This window comes from Cellulomonas sp. (genome assembly GCF_015234515.1).
GTDB lineage: Bacteria > Actinomycetota > Actinomycetes > Actinomycetales > Cellulomonadaceae > Cellulomonas.
Window position 1 is genome coordinate 244604 of record NZ_JADGMY010000028.1, and the last position, 16119, is coordinate 260722.

Below are 16119 nucleotides of genomic sequence, written 5' to 3' on the forward strand. Positions count from 1 at the left end.
AAGCGATCCCGCGCGCGCATGACTGGTACCCAGCGTCGGGCACAGCTGCTGGACGTGTCCCGCAAGCTGTTCGCGGAGAAAGGCTTCGACAACACCTCCGTCGAGGAGATCGCGGCCCGCGCCGAGGTGTCCAAGCCCGTGGTGTACGAGCACTTCGGCGGCAAGGAGGGCGTGTACGCCGTCGTCATCGACCGCGAGATCCAGGCCCTGACGGACGCGCTCACCACGGCCCTCGAGCTCGGCGGGCACCCCAAGGTCATGGTCGAGCGGACCGCGCTGGCCCTCCTGACGTACATCGAGGAGTCCGAGGACGGCTTCCGGATCCTCGTGCGCGACTCGCCGGTCGCCCAGGCCACCGGCACGTTCTCCTCGCTCATCGGCGACGTCGCGTCCCAGGTCGAGCACCTGCTGGGCGCACAGTTCAAGAAGCAGGGGCTCGACCCGCGTGCGGCCCCGATGTACGCGCAGATGCTCGTCGGCATGGTCGCCCTGACGGGTCAGTGGTGGCTCGACGCGCGCAGCCCGCGCAAGACCGACGTCGCGGCGCACCTGGTGAACCTCGCGTGGAACGGGCTCGAAGGGCTGGAGCGGCGCCCTGAGCTGACCAAGCAGCCCACGACGTAGGGCGCCGCCCCACCGTGCGTCAGGGCGCGCGGACCTTGCGGCTGTTCGCACCCTGCATCCGCGCGCTGCGCAGACCCGTGCGGGCTCCCGTGCGGACGTCCTGCGCCTGCACGTCGAGCATGTCGGACCGGGTCTCGGACTCGTGGTGGTGCCGCTTGTCGGTGTTGCGGTAGCGCAGGTGCACCCAGCCGGCGTAGAGCGGCCCGGCGAGCAGCAGCAGGAGCAGCATGACCTTGCCGCTGCCCTCGTCGCTGCTCCCGACGCTCGCCGTCACGTCCGCGGCCGCCGCGAGCACCTGCACGCCGGTCAGCACGGCCCCGGTCACGTGAGCACCCACAGGACCGCCGCCGCTGCGGCGCCGAGCACCTCGACGACGCTCGCGACGAGCGCGAGGCGCGGCACGTTGAGCGGCACGCTGCCCATCGTCTCCCCCGTCCGGCCGTTCACGGCCACGTAGTGCAGCAGCGTCGAGCCGTCCTTCCTGGTCTGCAGGTAGCTGTACAGCCACACCGGCAGGTAGGCGCTGACCCAGCGCTCACCGCGCACGTCGACGTCCGTGGTGTCCCAGCGCACGCCGCGGTCGTAGAACGCGATGGTCTCGTCGACCCGCCAGCGTGCGATGTCGCTCACCTGCCCGAGCACCGCCGGCCGCAGCGCCTGGAGGTCGACGTCGCGCCGCTCCGAGGTGAAACCCTGCAGGTACCGCGGGTCGTAGGTCACGCCGTTCTCCACGTCGAACGGCAGGATCGTGTTGATCACGTTGTTCGACGTGCGCGCCGTGTCGCGGTCCAGACGCAGGGCCGAGGACTCGACGGTCAGGTCGTCGACGTGCAGGTCGAAGCTGCGGCGCACGTCGTAGACGTCGGCGTCGTAGCGCCGCTCGCTGCGCGTCTTGCCCTCGGAGTCGCGGACCTGGACGGTGTACGACCGGGTCTGGTGCTCGCCCTCGCCCGCGACGCTCGCGTGCGCGTTGACGTCCACCACCATGTACGGCAGGTACACGCCCATGACGTTCTCGGGTGTGAACTCCGCCCGGAACCGCGGGTGGGCGTAGAACGTCCGCTTGCGGACGAACTCCGCCACGTGCTCGACCGCCTCGTCCTTCGACACGCTGAACGGCAGCAGCATGTCCGGCACCGCGCCGTTGGGCACCTGCTCGGTGAGCGACAGCGTGTTGCGGCACCAGTGGCAGCGCGCGTGCACGGCCGTGGTCGTGTCCACGACGACGTCCGCGCCGCACGCCGTGCAGCGCAGCGTCACCGCCGGGTCGGCGGTGACGTCCGCGGTGCCCGAGCCGACGACGACGCCGGTCAGGTCACCGATCGCGCCGTCGAGGTCGAACGCCTGCAGGGCGTTCTGCGTCGACCACTCGAACCGGCAGAAGGTGCAGCGCAGCATGCCGGTCGCCACGTTCAGCGTGGCCTCGCTCGCACCGCACCGCTCGCAGCGGACGATGCCGTCGGTGCCCTCGCCACCCGTCCGGACGACGCGCTCGCCGTCCGGAGCGGGCCGTGGGGCCTGCAGGTCGCTCATGGCTACAGACCGAGCGCCTTGGCCTTGGCGGCGTCGTAGTCGCCCTGCGTGATGAGCCCCTGGTCGAGCAGCTGCTTGAGCTGCGTGAGCCGGGCCACCGTGTCGTCGGCCGCCGGAGCCGACGCCGCCGGGGCCGCCTGGGGTGCGGGCACCGGGGCGGTGGGCTGCTGCAGCGCACCGGCCGCGCCGCCCGCCGCGTTCAGGCCCAGACCCAGCACCGCCATGTTCGCGGCACCGCCGCCGCCCTCGCCCGCGGCCTGCATGCCACGCGCGACCGACTGCTGGAGGAACGAGTTGCCGCGGGCCCCGCCCAGGGCGTCGGCCTTCTTGACGTCGCTGAGCAGCGCGCGGGTGTCCTCGTCGTACTCGATCGCGGCGATCGCGACCTTGACGATCGTCAGGCCACGCTCGGAGGTCCAGTGGTAGCCCTCCTCGACGGCCCCCGCGAGCGCCACGCCCAGGCCGACGGTGTCGCTCTGGATGCGGGTGATCCGGTTGCCCTGCGACGGGTCGTTCGTGTAGCGGGAGAACGCCCCCGCCAGGGATCCGACGACCTCGGTGAACAGCTGGCTCGCGGCCGGGTTGTCCAGGTCGGAGAAGTCGAAGACGGGGCCGCCGGGCGTCAGGTACGTCAGCGGGACGAAGCCCTTGACGAGCAGGACCGGGTCGACGATCTTCAGCGTGTACGTGCCGCGCGTGACCGCACCGACCTGCGCGTTGAGGTACGCGTCGTCCCAGTAGATCTCCGACTGCGTGCCGAAGCGGTTGTTCGGGATCTCCTTGAGGTTCACGTAGAACGCGAGCTGCTGGGAGCCCGGCTGCCCGCCGAACTTGAACCGCTCCCAGGACGTGAGGACCGTCGAGGCCAGGATGCCGTCACCGGCGAACACGGACCGCGAGTTCGGGTCCTGCGAGCGGAACTCGTACCCGCCGGGCTCGGCGACCAGGCCGGTGAGCTGACCGTCCTGGAAGGTCAGGAGCGCCACGCCCTCGGGCACCACGATGCGGCTGCCGTTGGTGATGATGTTGTCGGACGCCTTGGTGTTCGACCCGCGGCCGGCGTTCTGTCCCCGCGGCACCGCGGGGAAGATCGCGGCGGTCGGCGGCAGACCGTCCGGCGGAGTGAGGAAGTCCTTCCACTGGTCGGCGAACGTGCCACCCAGCGCTCCGGCGAATGCCTTGATGAAACCCACGATGTCCCTCCGGCTGACGGTCCTGCCACTCCCGACCCGGAAGACGCCCCGGGCCGGACAGCCCGAACGGTATCGCCGCGACCGGCTCGCGGGGCGCGGCACGACGAGAACTCACCCCCGTGTCGCTGACCAGGGCGTCCGTGACGTCGGGGTCGTCCCGATGTCACGCGAGCCGTTGGGCCCGCCGCAGGTCTCTCGACGTCGACTAACGTTGTGACCATGGCCGAGACCGACACCGGCCGCCCGCCCCGCGACGAGGTCGACCGCATCGTCCTCGCGTGGCAGCGCGAGCGGCCGGACCTGGACGTGCGGCCCCTCACCGTGCTCTCGCGCGTCAGCAGGCTCGCGCGTCACCTCGACCTCGCGCGCCGCCGGGCCTTCGCCCGCCACAGGCTCGAGACGTGGGAGTTCGACGTGCTCGCCGCGCTGCGCCGCGCGGGGGAGCCCTACCGGCTGTCCCCCGGTGCCCTGCTCACGCAGACGCTCGTGACCAGCGGCACCATGACGAACCGCATCGACCGGCTCGCCGAGCAGGGGCTCGTCGAGCGCCAGCCGTCGCCGGACGACCGGCGCGGCGTCCTGGTGCAGCTGACACCCGCGGGGCTGCAGCGGGTCGACGCGGCGTTCGCCGACCTCCTCGACGTCGAGCGCGGGCTCATCGGCGAGCTGCCGGAGGCGGACCGCGAGCGCCTGGCCGAGCTGCTGCGCGACGTGCTGACCCTGTTCGACGCGTCGTGAGGCGCCTGACTCCTCCCGAGGCATGACCCGCGCAGCCGCCGGTGGCGGTGCCCTGCTCGCGGCCGTCCTGCTGGTCGCGCTCAACCTGCGCGGACCGATCACGGCGCTCGCCCCCGTGGTCGACGACGTCGGGGCCGACCTCGGGTTGACGCCCGCCGCGGCAGGGCTGCTCACCGGCCTGCCCATCTTCTGCTTCGCAGCGCTCACCCCGCTCGCGGCCGTCGCCCTGGCCCGGCTGGGGACGACGCGCATGCTGGCGGGCGCGCTCGTGACGATCCTGCTGGGGACGCTGCTGCGGTCGTTCGGGGACGTGCCGGGCGCGTTCGCCGGGACGCTCGTCATCGGTGCGGCGGTCACGGTCGGCAACGTGGGCGTGCCGATCGTCGTCGCACGCGACTTCCCCCTGCGCGTGCCGCGCACCATGGGGCTGTTCTCCGCGGTGATGAACGGCGGCGCGGCCCTCACGACGTTCGGCACGGCCCCGCTCGCCGCCGTGCTCGGGTGGCGGTGGGCGCTGGCCGTGTGGGGCGTGCTCGCGGTGCTCGCCCTGGTGGTGTGGACGCACGTGCACCGGGCCGCGGGCCCCGGGCGTGACGCGGCGGGGCCCGACGCGGCCGTCACCGCACCGCCACCCCCGGACCCCGGCGGCGCTCGCGGCGCGCCGGCCGACCGCCCGGAGGTGCCCGTGCTGCGCCGTCCCGTCACGTGGCTGCTGTGCGCGGCGCTCGTCGGGCAGTCGGCCGCGTACGTGGGCGTCGTCGCCTGGCTGCCTTCCCTGCTGCACGACGAGGTCGGGCTCAGCCGCACCAGCGCCGGCGCCGCCGCCTCGCTGTTCACGCTGCTCGGGGTGGCCGGCAGCGTGCTCGCACCCGTCGCGCTGGCCCGGCGCGTGCCGCCGCGGACCGTCGTCCTGGTCATCGCCGCGTGCTGGCTCGCGCTGCCCCTCGGCCTGCTGGTCGCGCCCGGGGGCTGGGCGGTGTGGACGGTGCTCGCCGGCCTCGCCCAGGCCGCGAACTTCGTCGTGCTGTTCTCCGTGGTCGCCGCCGTGTCCCGCACGCCCGCGGAGGTGCGCCGGTTGTCCGCGACGGTCCAGACCGCGGGCTACACCGTCGCCGCGGCCACCCCGAGCGTGCTCGGTGAGCTGCACAGCGCGACCGGCGGCTGGGCGGCGCCGCTGGTGGCGATCGGTGCGCTGCTCGTCCTGATGGCCGTGACGCACACCGTCGCCGCGGGCGGCCTGGCGCGCCGGGCGTGAGAGCGGGCGCTCGCGTCAGACCCGGCCGAGGTGGCCGCCCAGCCGGTCGAGGGCACGCTCGGCCGGCAGGCGGTGGCGGTCCAACCAGGCCCGTGCGGTGGCCGTGCCGTCAGGGGTGAGGCGGTAGGTCCGGACGCGGCCGGTCTTCTCCGAGACGACGACGCCTGCGCGCTCGAGCACACCGAGGTGCTGCACCACCGTGGGCAGCGACATGGCGAACGGCTCCGCGAGGGTGCTCACCGACGCCGGGCCACGCGCGAGCCGCTCGACGACCGCGCGGCGCGTCGCGTCGGCCAGCGCGTGGAAGACGAGGTCCAGGCCCTCGCTCGCGCCCGGCGCGCCCCCGCTCACGGCTCAGCCCGCTGTCTCTGCGGCCTCGAGCCAGGCCAGCTCGAGCTCCTCGCGCTCGGCTGCGAGCGCGCGCAGCTCGGTGTCGAGCGCGGTCACGGCCTGGTGGTCGGTCGCCTGGGCGGCCATGCGGGTGTGCAGATCGGCCTCCAGTGCGCTGATGCGCTGCAGGCGGCGCTCGATCCGCTGCACGTCCTTGCGCGCGGCGCGCACCTCGGCCGCCGAGGGGCCCGGGGCGCTCGCCCCGCCCGCCTCACCCGTCGCGGCTGCGGACGCCGCCGCGGCCGCGGCCGACCCGACGGCCGACGTGCTGCCCGCGCCGCTCGCCGCGAGCGCCGCCCCGCGCAGCTGCAGGTACTCCTCGACCCCGCCCGGCAGGTCCCGCAGCCGGCCGTCCCCGAGCAGCGCGACCTGCCGGTCGCACACACGCTCGAGGAGGTACCGGTCGTGCGAGACGACGATCAGCGTGCCCGGCCAGCCGTCGAGCAGGTCCTCGACCGCCGCGAGCGTGTCGGTGTCCAGGTCGTTGGTGGGCTCGTCGAGGAGCAGCACGTTCGGCTCACCGACGAGCAGGCGCAGCAGCTGCAGGCGGCGACGCTCGCCCCCGGACAGCTCGCGCACGAGGGTGCGGGCGCGCTCACGGGTGAACCCGAGCCGCTCGACCAGCTGGGCGGCGGTCAGCTCCTTGCCGGCGACGACGATGGTCCGCTTCTCGCGCTCGACGGCCTCGACGACCGTGAGGCCGGCGAGCTCGTCGAGGTCCTCGACGTCCTGGCGCAGCTCCGCGACCCGCACGGTCTTGCCGCGGCGCACGCGCCCCGACGTGGGCACGGCGCTGCCGGTGAGCAGCCGCAGCAGCGTCGTCTTGCCGGCGCCGTTGACGCCGACGACGCCGTACCGGTCACCCGGACCGAGGCGCCACGTGATGTCGTCGAAGAGCACACGGCCGTCGGGCAGCGTGTACGTGACGTCCTCGATGTCGAGGACGTCCTTGCCGAGCCGCGCGGTCGCCGTGCGGGCCAGCGCGAGGGAGTCGCGCGGCGGCGGCTCGTCGGCGATGAGGGCGCTCGCGGCGTCGATCCGGAACTTCGGCTTGGACGTGCGTGCGGGCGCGCCGCGCCGCAGCCACGCGAGCTCCTTGCGCAGCAGGTTCTGCCGCTTGCTCTCGACGGTCGCCGCCTGCTGCGCCCGCTCGGCGCGCGCCAGGACGTACGCGGCGTAGCCACCCTCGTACTGGTCGACGACGCCGTCGTGGACCTCCCAGGTCCGGGTGCACACGGCGTCGAGGAACCACCGGTCGTGCGTGACGACGACGAGCGCGCCCCCGCCGCGCGCGTACCGGTCGACGAGGTAGGACGCGAGCCAGGCGACGCCCTCGACGTCGAGGTGGTTCGTCGGCTCGTCGAGCACGAGGACCTCGTCGTCGCGCACGAGCAGCGCGGCGAGCGCGACGCGTCGGCGCTGCCCGCCGGACAGCTCGGACAGGCGCGCGTCGAGCGCCACATCGGCCAGCAGACCGGCGTGCACCGCACGCACCCGGGCGTCGGAGGCCCACTCGTGCGCGTCGGCGTCGCCGTGCACCGCCTCGAGCACGGTGCCCGCCATGAGCTCGTCACGCTGGTCGAGCAGCGCGACGCGCGTGCCCCCGACACGGGTGACCCGCCCGGCGTCGGGCTCCTGCCGGCCGGACAGGACCCGCAGCAACGTGGACTTTCCCGCGCCGTTGGGACCGACGACGCCGATGCGTTGGCCGTCGTCGACGCCGAGGCTGACCCCGTCGAGGAGGGCGCGGGTACCGAGGGTGAGGTGGACGCTGTCGGCGCCGAGCAGGTGGGACATCAGGGGTCAGCCTGCCAGGTACGCCGCCAGTACGTCGAAGATGCCCCGCGTGCCCTCCTCGCGCCCGGCGGGGCTGTCGATGCCGTCGAGGTGCACGCCCTGCTCGGTGTAGCGCAGCGCGGTGCGCGCGTCGCCGTCGGGCGTGAGCTCGTACGTGCTGAGCGACGTCGAGACGTGCGTGCCGTCGAGCCACATGTCGTAGGTGAGCACGATCCGCTGCTCCTCGACGATGTCGGTGTAGGTGGCGACGTAGCGGCTGACCGGACCGCCGTGGAACTCCCCCTCGCTGACGGCGGTGCCCCCGACGCGGAAGTCGTCGGTGTCCTCGACCGTCGTCCAGTCGTCGCTCGTGCCGAACCACTCGTGCTTCTGGGCGGAGTCGGCGAACGCCTGCCACACGCGGGCGAGGGGCGCGTCGAACGTGCGCTCGATGAGGAAGTCCGCGTGGACGACGGAGCGGGGCGCGGTGGTGGTGCTCATGGTGACCTCCGGGGTGACGAGCCGACCAACACTTAGGTGTTTACCTAAGTGTTGCGCCCGTCGGGCACGCCGTCAACACCCTGGTCCCCTCGCCGCACGTCGTACGTCAGGTGGGTCGCCGTGGACGTCGCCGTGACGTCCTGCCGGACGAGGTCCAGGAGCGGTCCACCGGTCCACAACGGCGTGCCCCCTCCCAGGACGACGGGCGCGAGGTGCAGCGTCAGCACGTCGACCAGCCCGGCGGCGAGCGCCGAGCCGACCGTCGCGCCGCCACCCATGACGACCACGTCCAGCGGGCAGCCCGACCGGGACGACGCCGCCTGCGCGCGCCCCCGAGCGGCTGCGACCGCGTCCCGCAGACCCGTCGCCACGAACGTCCAGTCCAGGCCCGTCAGCCGCACGGACGCCGGCGGCGCGCTCGTGACCACGACGAACGCTGGCGTGGCGACCTCGCCCGCGCCGTAGCCGGTCGCGTCGTCCCACCCACCCGGCCCGTCGACCACGTCGAAGAGCCGTCGACCCATGACGACGGCACCCGAGCGGGCGGTCGCCTCGCGGAGCACGCGGCGGTCGTCCGCGTCGTCCGAGAACGCCCACGTGTGCAGGGCCTCGCCGCCGGTGCCCAGACCGTTCTCGGGGCCGGGGTCGGGGCCCGTCACGTAGCCGTCGAGCGACACGGAGATGTCCGCCACGATGCGCGTCATACCCGTGCAGACCGCGAGCGCCGCCCGGGCTCATCGGCCCGGGCGGCGCTCGGTGGTCAGGATCGCTCGGTGCTCCCGAGCGCTCCGTGCGTCAGGAGGCGAGGTTGCGCGCCGCGCGCGCACCCAGGGCGATGCCGACGGCCACCGACACGTTGAGCGACTCGGCGGCCGAGCGCATCGGGATCGACACGGTCCGCGCGCCCGCGGTCAGCTCGGCCGACGCACCGCGCTTCTCGCTGCCGAACACCAGCAGCAGCCGCTCCGCGAGACCTGCCAGGTCCGCCGTCACGAGGTCGCCGCTCGCGTCGAACGCCACGCTCGGCAGGTCCAGCTCGCGCAGACCCGCGACCGCCTCCTCGCGGGAGGCCAGCACGACCGGCAGCGAGAACACGTAGCCGCGGCTCGCGCGGACCATGCGCCGGTCCAGCGGGTTGGCGAGGTCGCTGTCGACCAGGACCACGCCCGCCGCGCCCAGCGCGTAGGCGGTCCGCACGGCAGCGCCGATGTTGCCGACGATCCGCACGCCGTCGAGCACGACGACGTCGCCGGTGCGCTCCGCGAGGTCGGCGAGCTTGGCCGGTCGCGGCGTCTTCGCGACGCCCACGACGTCGGGCTTACGGTCACCGCGGAACAGCTCGTTCCACAGCGCGGTGGCGATCTCCTGGACCGTCACGCCGCGCGTCCGGGCGGCCGCACCGAGCTCGGGGCCCACGTCGGCGCCCTCGACCGCGTAGATCCCGAGCACCTCCACACCGGCGGTCAGTGCGTGGGCGAGCGGCTCGGGGTCCTCCACGAGGAGGGTGCGCGTGGCCGCGCGGGGGCGGCGCACGAGGTCGTCGATCCGCTGGACCTGCGGGTCCGAGCGGGACGAGATCACGTCGGTCATCGGTACATCTCCTGATCGCTGGTGCGCGGGCTGTGGCCCGCGACGTCACGACACTGCCACACGTCGGCCGGGTACCCGCGCAGCCGGCCGCCCCCTGACACGCCGGGGAGCCGGCCGCACGGCCCGCGGGCTCAGTCGACGCCGCTGCCGCGCAGCACCTCGCCCACCTTCACGCGCGACCCCATCCGCAGCACGGACCGCTCGTAGATCCGCGCCGCCACCGCGATGACCAGGGCGCACGACGCCGCCAGCACCGCCAGCGACAGCAGCGGCTCCCACCAGGCCGCCTCGCCCAGGAACAGCCGGACGGGCATCCCCACGGGCGCCGAGAACGGCACGTAGGACATGGCCGTCAGGACGGGCGCGTTGTCGTTGAAGAACACGACGAGGAAGTACGGGATCATCGTCAGCCACATCGCGGGCTGCAGGACCACACCGGTGTCCTCGATGCGCGACACGAGCGACGCGCTGGCGGCGAAGACCGCGGCCAGCAGGACGAACCCGAGCGCGAAGAAGACGACGAACCACACGACGGGCATGCCGACCATCGTCAGCAGGTCGTCCTGACCGGTCACCACCAGCGCCAGGACCGACACCGCCGCGATGGCCGCCGTCTGCCCCAGGGCCAGGGCCGAGTTGCCGAGGATCTTGCCCGCCAGGAGCGCGCGGGCCGGGACCGCGGACAGCAGGATCTCGACGATCCGGGTCTGCTTCTCCGTCACCGTGTTCTGCGCGATCGTCGCGCCGAACCCGATGGCCGACATCATGAAGACCAGCCCGAACGCGAAGGTCACCACGTACCGGACAGCACCGTCGGCGGCGGCCGGGTCGAGCAGCACGACCTCGGGCCTCTCCGTGAGCGCGTCCAGCAGCGCCTGCGGCGCCGCGTCCATCGCGAGGAGCTCGACACCGAGCGGACCGTCACCCGGCACGACGGCCGCGTCGACGTCACCCTCACGCACGGCCTGCTCGGCGGCGTCCCGGTCCGGCACGTCGCTCACCGCGAGGCCGTCGGTGGTGGGGACCTGTGCCGCGACGGACCGGACGACCGCGACCGGCACGTCGTCACCCTCGCGACCCGACAGGAACGAGCTCAGCACGATGGCGGCCAGGACCCCGACCAGCAGGATCGCGGTCGAGATGATGAACGACTTCGTGCGCACCTGCGACGTGATCTCGCGCTCGGCGACGAGCAGCGCCGCGCGCCCCAGCGACGGGGGTGTCGGTGCCGGGGGTCGGGCGTTCATCGGGCCACCTCTTCCATCTGGGGCTCGTCGGCGACGACGTCGCGGAAGATCTCCGCGAGCGTCGGGCGCAGCGGGGTGAAAGCGAGGACCGGACCCCGCGCGAGCGCGGAGGTCAGGACGTGCTGGGCGACGTCGTCGGCGGCCTCGAACACCGCCGACCCGCCCGCCAGCTCGTCGACGCGGACGCCGGGCACGTCGCGCAGCCAGCCCATGTCGCCGTGGGCGACGATCTCGTGGCGCGCCTGCCCGTACCGGTGCCGTAGCTCCTCACGCGTCCCGGCAGCCCGCACCTTGCCGCCGGCGATGATGACCAGGTCGTCGCACAGCCGCTCCACGACGTCGAGCTGGTGCGAGGAGAACAGGACGGGCGCACCCTGCGCGGCACGTTCGGCGAGCACGCCCTGCACGACCTCGACGGCCATCGGGTCGAGGCCGGAGAACGGCTCGTCGAGGACCAGGATCTCGGGGTCGTGCACGAGCGCCGCCGCGACCTGCGCGCGCTGCTGGTTGCCCAGCGAGAGGTTCTCGACGGGGTCCTTCGCCCGTGGCGCCAGGCCGAGGCGCTCGACGAGGGCCTCGGCGCGCTGCGTCGCACCCTCCTTGTCGAAGCCGTGCAGCCGCGCGAGGTAGGTCAGGTGCTCGACGAGCTGCATCTTGGGGTACAGCCCTCGCTCCTCGGGCATGTACCCGAAGCGGGCGCGCTGCACCCCGAGCACCGGGGCGCCGTCGACCGTGACCGTCCCGCCGTGCGGCGCCAGCACCCCGAGGATGATCCGCATCGCCGTGGTCTTGCCGGCCCCGTTCCCGCCGACGAACCCCGTGAGCCGCCCTCGCCCGACCGTGAAGCTCACGTCGTCGAGCACGAGCCGGTCGCCGAACGACCGGCTGATCCCGTGCAGCTCGAGCATCGTGCCTCCCCTGCCACGTCACCGCCCGGCGCTCCCGGACGTCCTGACCACGACGCTAGAGGGCGCAGCGGCGCGGGGCCTCGGGCCCCCGGCCGATCCTGCGTCTCCGCCCCGGGACGGAGACGGCGGGTCCCGTGGGCGCTCCTCAGCCCACCAGGCCGTGCTCGTGCGCGTACACGACGGCCTGCACGCGGTCCCGCAGGCCGAGCTTCGCCAGCAGGTTCGACACGTGCGTCTTGACCGTCGCGCGGCTCACCACGAGCTCGGCGGCGATCTCGTCGTTGTTGAGCCCGCGCGCGACCAGCGTGAGCACCTCCTGCTCCCGCTCGGTCAGCGGGACGACGGGCCGGGGCGCGGGGCGCGTCGGCCGTCGCTCGGCCACGGCGCGCGCGATGACGGCCCGCGTGACCTCCGGTGCCAGCAGCCCCTCGCCCGCCGCCGCGCTGAGCACCGCCTCGGTGAGCTGCTCGGGGCGCGAGGTCTTCAGCAGGTAGCCCACGGCCCCGGCGTGCAACGCCTCGACGAGGTAGTCCTCGCGGTTGAACGTCGTCAGGACGACCACGGCGGCGAGCAGCTCGGGGTCCGCGACGATGCGACGCGTCGCCTCCAGCCCGTCCATGTCGGGCATCTGGACGTCCATGCACACCACATCCGGGCGCGTCGCACGCACGACCTCGAGGGCCTGGACCCCGGTGCCGGCCTCGCCGACGACCTCGATCCCGGGGTGGGCGGACAGGATCGTCCCGATGCCCGCCCGCAGCAGCGCCTGGTCGTCCACGAGCACGACCCGTACGGCCGTCGTCATCCCTGCTCCTCCGTCTGCCGGGGCCCGGTCGGTACCGGCCCTCCTGAGCCCTCCGCACGCCCCTGGGGCGCCAGCGGGAGCCGCGCGCGCACGACGAAGCCGCCGGACCTGCGCCGCGACGCCTCGAACGTGCCGCCGTCGGAAGCCACCCGCTCCCGCATCCCGACGATCCCCAGTCCGGTGGACGGGACCGCGCCCCGGCTGCGCGCGGTACCACCGTCGTCGGACACCTCGAGCTCGACCTCCTCGGCGAGCCAGCGCAGCCGCACGTCGGTGCGCGCACCCGGCCCGGCGTGCTTCCGGGTGTTCGTCAGCGCCTCCTGGGCGATGCGGTACAGGTTGAGGGACGCGAGCGGACGCAGCCGCTGCGGGTCGCCGACCTCCTCGTAGGTCACCCGCAGGCCGGCAGCGCGCGCACGCTCGACGAGGTGCGGCAGGGCGTCGAGGTCGAGCGACGCGAGCGCCTCCCCGGACGGCGTGCCGCCGCGCTGGCCCACGGGGTCGCCGGTGAGCTCGCCGCTGTCGCGGAGCATCCCGAGGATCCCGTGCAGCTCACGCACGGCCTCGCGCGCGGAGTCCTCCACGTGTCCCAGCGCGTCGGCGGCCCGCTGCGGGTCCGACGCGAGCACGGTGCGAGCGGCCGCGGCCTGGACCCCCATGAGCGAGACGTGGTGGGCGACGGCGTCGTGCAGCTCGCGTGCGAGCCGCAGCCGCTCGAGCGCGACGGCCTGCTCCTCGGCGCGCCGACGCTCGAGCACCAGCAGGTGCGTGCGCCACGCGGTCCGCGCGCGCTCCCGAGCCGAGCGCCACGCGTGCTCACCGAAGAACCACGCCCCCGCGAAGTACAGGACGTTCGTCAGGAGCTGCAGCAGCGTGTACGCCACGATCGGCGACAGGGCGCCGACCTGGTCGCCCCACTCCTCCATGAGCTCCGGGTCGGTGGCGGCGTGGAACAGCGCCACGAACAGCCACACGATCATCCCGACGACGACGATCCCGCGCACCACCGTCGCCCGCCGCCGGTCGGTCTCCCACGCCCCGACCGTGTACATCGCGCAGAACAGCGCGATGTTGGACACGAGCGTCTCGGGGACCTGCAGCACCTGCAGCACGACGAACGCGACCGCGACGACCAGGAGCACGCCGCTCGGCCACCGGCGACGCACGGCGAGCGGCACGGTGACGGCGGCCAGCAGCAGCACGGACACCCAGCCGGCAGCCGGGTCCTCGTACAGCATGCCGGACAGGTGCGCGAGCGCCATCGACAGCAGGCCGCCCAGGAACAGGGCTCCGGCCCCCAGCGCGTCCCAACGGAACTCGTCGGGCCCGGGCGCGGGCCGCACCCAGCCCGGCTCGTCGGGGTCGGCCACGGCGTGCGGCACGACGTCGCGCCGCACGAGCTCGCCGCGGTCGGGCCCGCCGGGGCGGCCCACAGGTCGAGGGCCGTCAGGGCGTGGGTCCACGGGAGGGGCGTCCTGGGTCTGCTGGTCCCCGGTGCGGTCGAGCGGCACGTTCACTCCCCTGCGACCACCCGTGCGCCGGCGACGGGGCCGGTCGCGGTCAGCACGCGGTCGGCGACGCCCGCGGCGGTGAACGCCGCGGCGACCGCGAGCGCGTGCTTCCTGCTGCGGGCCAGAGCCGCGACCGTCGGGCCGGACCCGGAGACCACGACGCCGAGCGCACCGGCGTCGGTCGCGACCGCGAGCGGCTCCGCCAGGCCGGGGTCGAGCTCGAGCGCGGCCGTCTCGAGGTCGTTGTACAGCGCGGCACCGAGCGCGGCCGGGTCCCCCGCGAGCAGCGCCTGCATGAGCGGCACGTCCTGCTCGTCGTCGAGCGGTGCGACGTCGGGGTGACGCAGCTCGTCGTACGCGCCGTAGACGGCGGCCGTCGACAGCCCCCGGTCCTGCACGGCGAACGCCCAGTGGAACTCGCCGCGGCTCAACGCCGGCGTCAGCAGGTGGCCGCGTCCCTGACCGACGGCGGTGTGCCCGACCAGCGAGAACGGCACGTCGGACCCGAGCTCGGCCGCCAGCTCCAGCAGGTCGTCCCGCGACAGGCCGGTACCCCACAGCGCGTCGCACGCGACGAGCGCGGCCGCGGCGTCGGCGGAGCCCCCGGCCATGCCCCCGGCGACGGGCACCCCCTTGACGAGGTGCAGGTGCACGCCGTCGTCGACCCCGGCGCGCTCCGCGACCGCCCGCGCGGCGCGCAGCGCGAGGTTGCTCTCGTCCGTGGGGACCGCCTCGGACTGCGGGCCGCTCGCGCTCACACCGAAGACGTCGGCGGGCGTCGCGACGACCTCCTCGTAGACCGAGACCGCCTGGAACACGGTCGACACGGGGTGGTATCCGTCGCCCGCCCGTCGGCCGACGCGCAGCGAGAGGTTGACCTTGCCGGGCGCGCGCACGCGCACGGCCCGCTCGGGCAGGTCGTCCAGGGGGGTCAGCGTCACGGTGCCACTGTGCCAGGTCCGGGCGTCGCGGGCCGTGCGGCGTGCAGCGCCTCGGCGATCCGCGTGAAGCCCACGACGTCGACCTGCTCGCCCCGCACCTGCGGGTCCAGACCGGCGGCCCGCACGGCGGTCTCGGCGGCCGCGGACGACCCGGCGACGCCCGCGAGGGCGGAGCGCAGCATCTTGCGGCGCTGCGCGAAGGCGGCGTCGACGACCGCGAACACCTCCTGCCGCGAGACCGTGGCGGCGGGTGGCTCGCGACGGTCGAGGCGCACGAGTGCGGAGTCGACGTGCGGCGCCGGCCAGAACACCGCGCGTCCGACCGTGGCCGTGCGCCGGGCCGCCGCGTACCAGGCGACCTTCGCCGACGGCACGCCGTACGTGCGGCTGCCGGGCGGCGCCGCCAGCCGGTCGGCGACCTCGGCCTGCACCATCACCAGGCCGCGCTCGAGCGAGTCGAAGCGCTCGAGGAAGGTCAGCAGGACGGGGACCGACACGTTGTACGGGAGGTTGGCGACGAGGGCCGTGGGCGCCGGCCCCGGGAGCGCCGTCACCGTCAGCGCGTCCTGCGTCACGATGGTCAGGCGGGCACGGCCGTCGTCGTCGCGCAGCACCACGGTCGGGACCTCGGCGGTGGCGGCCGACGCGTCGAGGGTGAGACCGGGGACGTGGGCCTGGACGGTGCCCGGCAGGAGGCGCGCCAGCACCGGGTCGATCTCGACCGCGACGACGTCTGCGTCGGCCTCGAGCAGCCCGAGCGTCAGCGAGCCGAGCCCGGGACCGATCTCGACGACCCGCTCCCCCGCCTCGACACCGGCCTGGCGCACGATCTTGCGGACCGTGCCGCCGTCGAGGACGAAGTTCTGACCGAGGGTCTTGGTGGGCCGGATCCCGGCGCGCTGCGCGAGCGCACGGATCTCCGCGGGCCCGAGCAGGGTGATCGCCGACATGGCCCCCGAGCCTACGGCCCGCACACCCCCACCCTCACCACCAGGCGCGAGAGCGCAATCCAGTCACCCCCACCCCCCATGCGCGAGAGCGCAATCCAGTCCCCCCGCCCACCCCCATGCGCGAGAGAGCAATCCAGTCACCGCCCGACGCACGGGG

Annotated in this window: 17 protein-coding genes; 3 read left to right on the plus strand and 14 right to left on the minus strand. The window is 74.3% G+C overall.

The window, feature by feature from the left end:
* Positions 1–18: 18 nt before the first annotated feature.
* Positions 19–624 (plus strand): TetR/AcrR family transcriptional regulator, encoded by a 606-nt coding sequence (locus IR158_RS14715; protein ID WP_227578496.1) that lies wholly within the window; start codon positions 19–21, stop codon positions 622–624.
* A gap of 19 nt (positions 625–643) precedes the next feature.
* On the opposite strand, the gene IR158_RS14720 is transcribed toward IR158_RS14715, so the two are convergent.
* From IR158_RS14720 to IR158_RS14730, 3 genes are read right to left on the minus strand one after another with little or no spacing between them, the layout of a single operon-like run.
* A complete protein-coding gene (locus IR158_RS14720) occupies positions 644–949 on the minus strand; it encodes a hypothetical protein (RefSeq protein ID WP_291814165.1) in 306 nt (101 codons plus the stop codon).
* Positions 946–2157: a TFIIB-type zinc ribbon-containing protein gene (locus IR158_RS14725; protein WP_291814166.1), complete on the minus strand. Its 1212-nt coding sequence runs from the start codon at positions 2155–2157 to the stop codon at positions 946–948. The genes IR158_RS14720 and IR158_RS14725 overlap by 4 nt, the downstream gene beginning before the upstream one ends.
* Before the next feature lie 2 nt (positions 2158–2159).
* A complete protein-coding gene (locus IR158_RS14730; protein ID WP_291814167.1) occupies positions 2160–3350 on the minus strand; it encodes an SPFH domain-containing protein in 1191 nt (396 codons plus the stop codon).
* A 219-nt stretch (positions 3351–3569) separates the two neighbouring features.
* On the opposite strand from IR158_RS14730, the gene IR158_RS14735 reads away from it, so the two are divergent.
* Positions 3570–4088, plus strand: a complete 519-nt coding sequence (locus IR158_RS14735) for a MarR family transcriptional regulator (RefSeq protein ID WP_291814168.1) — start codon at positions 3570–3572, stop codon at positions 4086–4088.
* A 22-nt stretch (positions 4089–4110) separates the two neighbouring features.
* Positions 4111–5343, plus strand: a complete 1233-nt coding sequence (locus IR158_RS14740; protein WP_291814169.1) for an MFS transporter — start codon at positions 4111–4113, stop codon at positions 5341–5343.
* 15 nt (positions 5344–5358) lie between these two features.
* On the opposite strand, the gene IR158_RS14745 is transcribed toward IR158_RS14740, so the two are convergent.
* The 11 genes from IR158_RS14745 to rsmA all read right to left on the minus strand — a co-directional run bounded on the left by IR158_RS14745 (position 5359) and on the right by rsmA (position 15962).
* Entirely contained in the window at positions 5359–5694 is a 336-nt protein-coding gene (locus IR158_RS14745; protein ID WP_291814170.1) for a metalloregulator ArsR/SmtB family transcription factor, read from the minus strand.
* Positions 5695–5697: 3 nt separating this feature from the next.
* Positions 5698–7530: an ABC-F family ATP-binding cassette domain-containing protein gene (locus IR158_RS14750; protein ID WP_291814171.1), complete on the minus strand. Its 1833-nt coding sequence runs from the start codon at positions 7528–7530 to the stop codon at positions 5698–5700.
* Positions 7531–7536: 6 nt separating this feature from the next.
* Entirely contained in the window at positions 7537–8010 is a 474-nt protein-coding gene (locus tag IR158_RS14755; RefSeq protein WP_291814172.1) for an SRPBCC domain-containing protein, read from the minus strand.
* Positions 8011–8054: 44 nt separating this feature from the next.
* The gene (locus IR158_RS14760) at positions 8055–8714 is read right to left on the minus strand and encodes a dihydrofolate reductase family protein (protein WP_291814173.1); all 660 of its coding nucleotides are present in this window, start codon (positions 8712–8714) and stop codon (positions 8055–8057) included.
* A 91-nt stretch (positions 8715–8805) separates the two neighbouring features.
* Positions 8806–9600 carry a TrmH family RNA methyltransferase gene (locus IR158_RS14765; protein ID WP_291814174.1) on the minus strand — a complete coding sequence of 265 codons (795 nt, stop codon included), beginning with the start codon at positions 9598–9600 and terminating at the stop codon, positions 8806–8808.
* A gap of 131 nt (positions 9601–9731) precedes the next feature.
* A complete protein-coding gene (locus tag IR158_RS14770; protein ID WP_291814175.1) occupies positions 9732–10847 on the minus strand; it encodes an ABC transporter permease in 1116 nt (371 codons plus the stop codon).
* A complete protein-coding gene (locus IR158_RS14775; protein WP_291814176.1) occupies positions 10844–11755 on the minus strand; it encodes an ATP-binding cassette domain-containing protein in 912 nt (303 codons plus the stop codon). Before IR158_RS14775 ends, IR158_RS14770 begins: the two co-directional genes overlap by 4 nt.
* 145 nt (positions 11756–11900) lie before the next feature.
* Positions 11901–12560, minus strand: coding sequence for a response regulator transcription factor (locus tag IR158_RS14780; RefSeq protein ID WP_291814177.1), 660 nt, complete (start codon positions 12558–12560; stop codon positions 11901–11903).
* Positions 12557–14071, minus strand: a complete 1515-nt coding sequence (locus tag IR158_RS14785; protein ID WP_291814178.1) for a sensor histidine kinase — start codon at positions 14069–14071, stop codon at positions 12557–12559. The genes IR158_RS14780 and IR158_RS14785 overlap by 4 nt, the downstream gene beginning before the upstream one ends.
* A 2-nt stretch (positions 14072–14073) precedes the next feature.
* Complete coding sequence (locus tag IR158_RS14790; RefSeq protein ID WP_291814179.1) at positions 14074–15012, minus strand: 4-(cytidine 5'-diphospho)-2-C-methyl-D-erythritol kinase; 939 nt, start codon at positions 15010–15012, stop codon at positions 14074–14076.
* Complete coding sequence (rsmA, locus tag IR158_RS14795; RefSeq protein ID WP_291814180.1) at positions 15009–15962, minus strand: 16S rRNA (adenine(1518)-N(6)/adenine(1519)-N(6))-dimethyltransferase RsmA; 954 nt, start codon at positions 15960–15962, stop codon at positions 15009–15011. The genes IR158_RS14790 and rsmA overlap by 4 nt, the downstream gene beginning before the upstream one ends.
* Positions 15963–16119 lie beyond the last annotated feature (157 nt).

Coding starts and splice junctions, on each gene's coding strand:
- IR158_RS14775 (WP_291814176.1), bottom strand. CDS start 11,755: ATGCTCGAGCTGCACGGGATCAGCCGGTCGTTCGGCGACCGGCTCGTG.
- IR158_RS14725 (WP_291814166.1), bottom strand. CDS start 2,157: ATGAGCGACCTGCAGGCCCCACGGCCCGCTCCGGACGGCGAGCGCGTC.
- IR158_RS14780 (WP_291814177.1), bottom strand. CDS start 12,560: ATGACGACGGCCGTACGGGTCGTGCTCGTGGACGACCAGGCGCTGCTG.
- IR158_RS14765 (WP_291814174.1), bottom strand. CDS start 9,600: ATGACCGACGTGATCTCGTCCCGCTCGGACCCGCAGGTCCAGCGGATC.
- IR158_RS14715 (WP_227578496.1), top strand. CDS start 19: ATGACTGGTACCCAGCGTCGGGCACAGCTGCTGGACGTGTCCCGCAAG.
- IR158_RS14740 (WP_291814169.1), top strand. CDS start 4,111: ATGACCCGCGCAGCCGCCGGTGGCGGTGCCCTGCTCGCGGCCGTCCTG.
- IR158_RS14755 (WP_291814172.1), bottom strand. CDS start 8,010: ATGAGCACCACCACCGCGCCCCGCTCCGTCGTCCACGCGGACTTCCTC.
- IR158_RS14735 (WP_291814168.1), top strand. CDS start 3,570: ATGGCCGAGACCGACACCGGCCGCCCGCCCCGCGACGAGGTCGACCGC.
- IR158_RS14770 (WP_291814175.1), bottom strand. CDS start 10,847: ATGAACGCCCGACCCCCGGCACCGACACCCCCGTCGCTGGGGCGCGCG.
- rsmA (WP_291814180.1), bottom strand. CDS start 15,962: ATGTCGGCGATCACCCTGCTCGGGCCCGCGGAGATCCGTGCGCTCGCG.
- IR158_RS14760 (WP_291814173.1), bottom strand. CDS start 8,714: ATGACGCGCATCGTGGCGGACATCTCCGTGTCGCTCGACGGCTACGTG.
- IR158_RS14750 (WP_291814171.1), bottom strand. CDS start 7,530: ATGTCCCACCTGCTCGGCGCCGACAGCGTCCACCTCACCCTCGGTACC.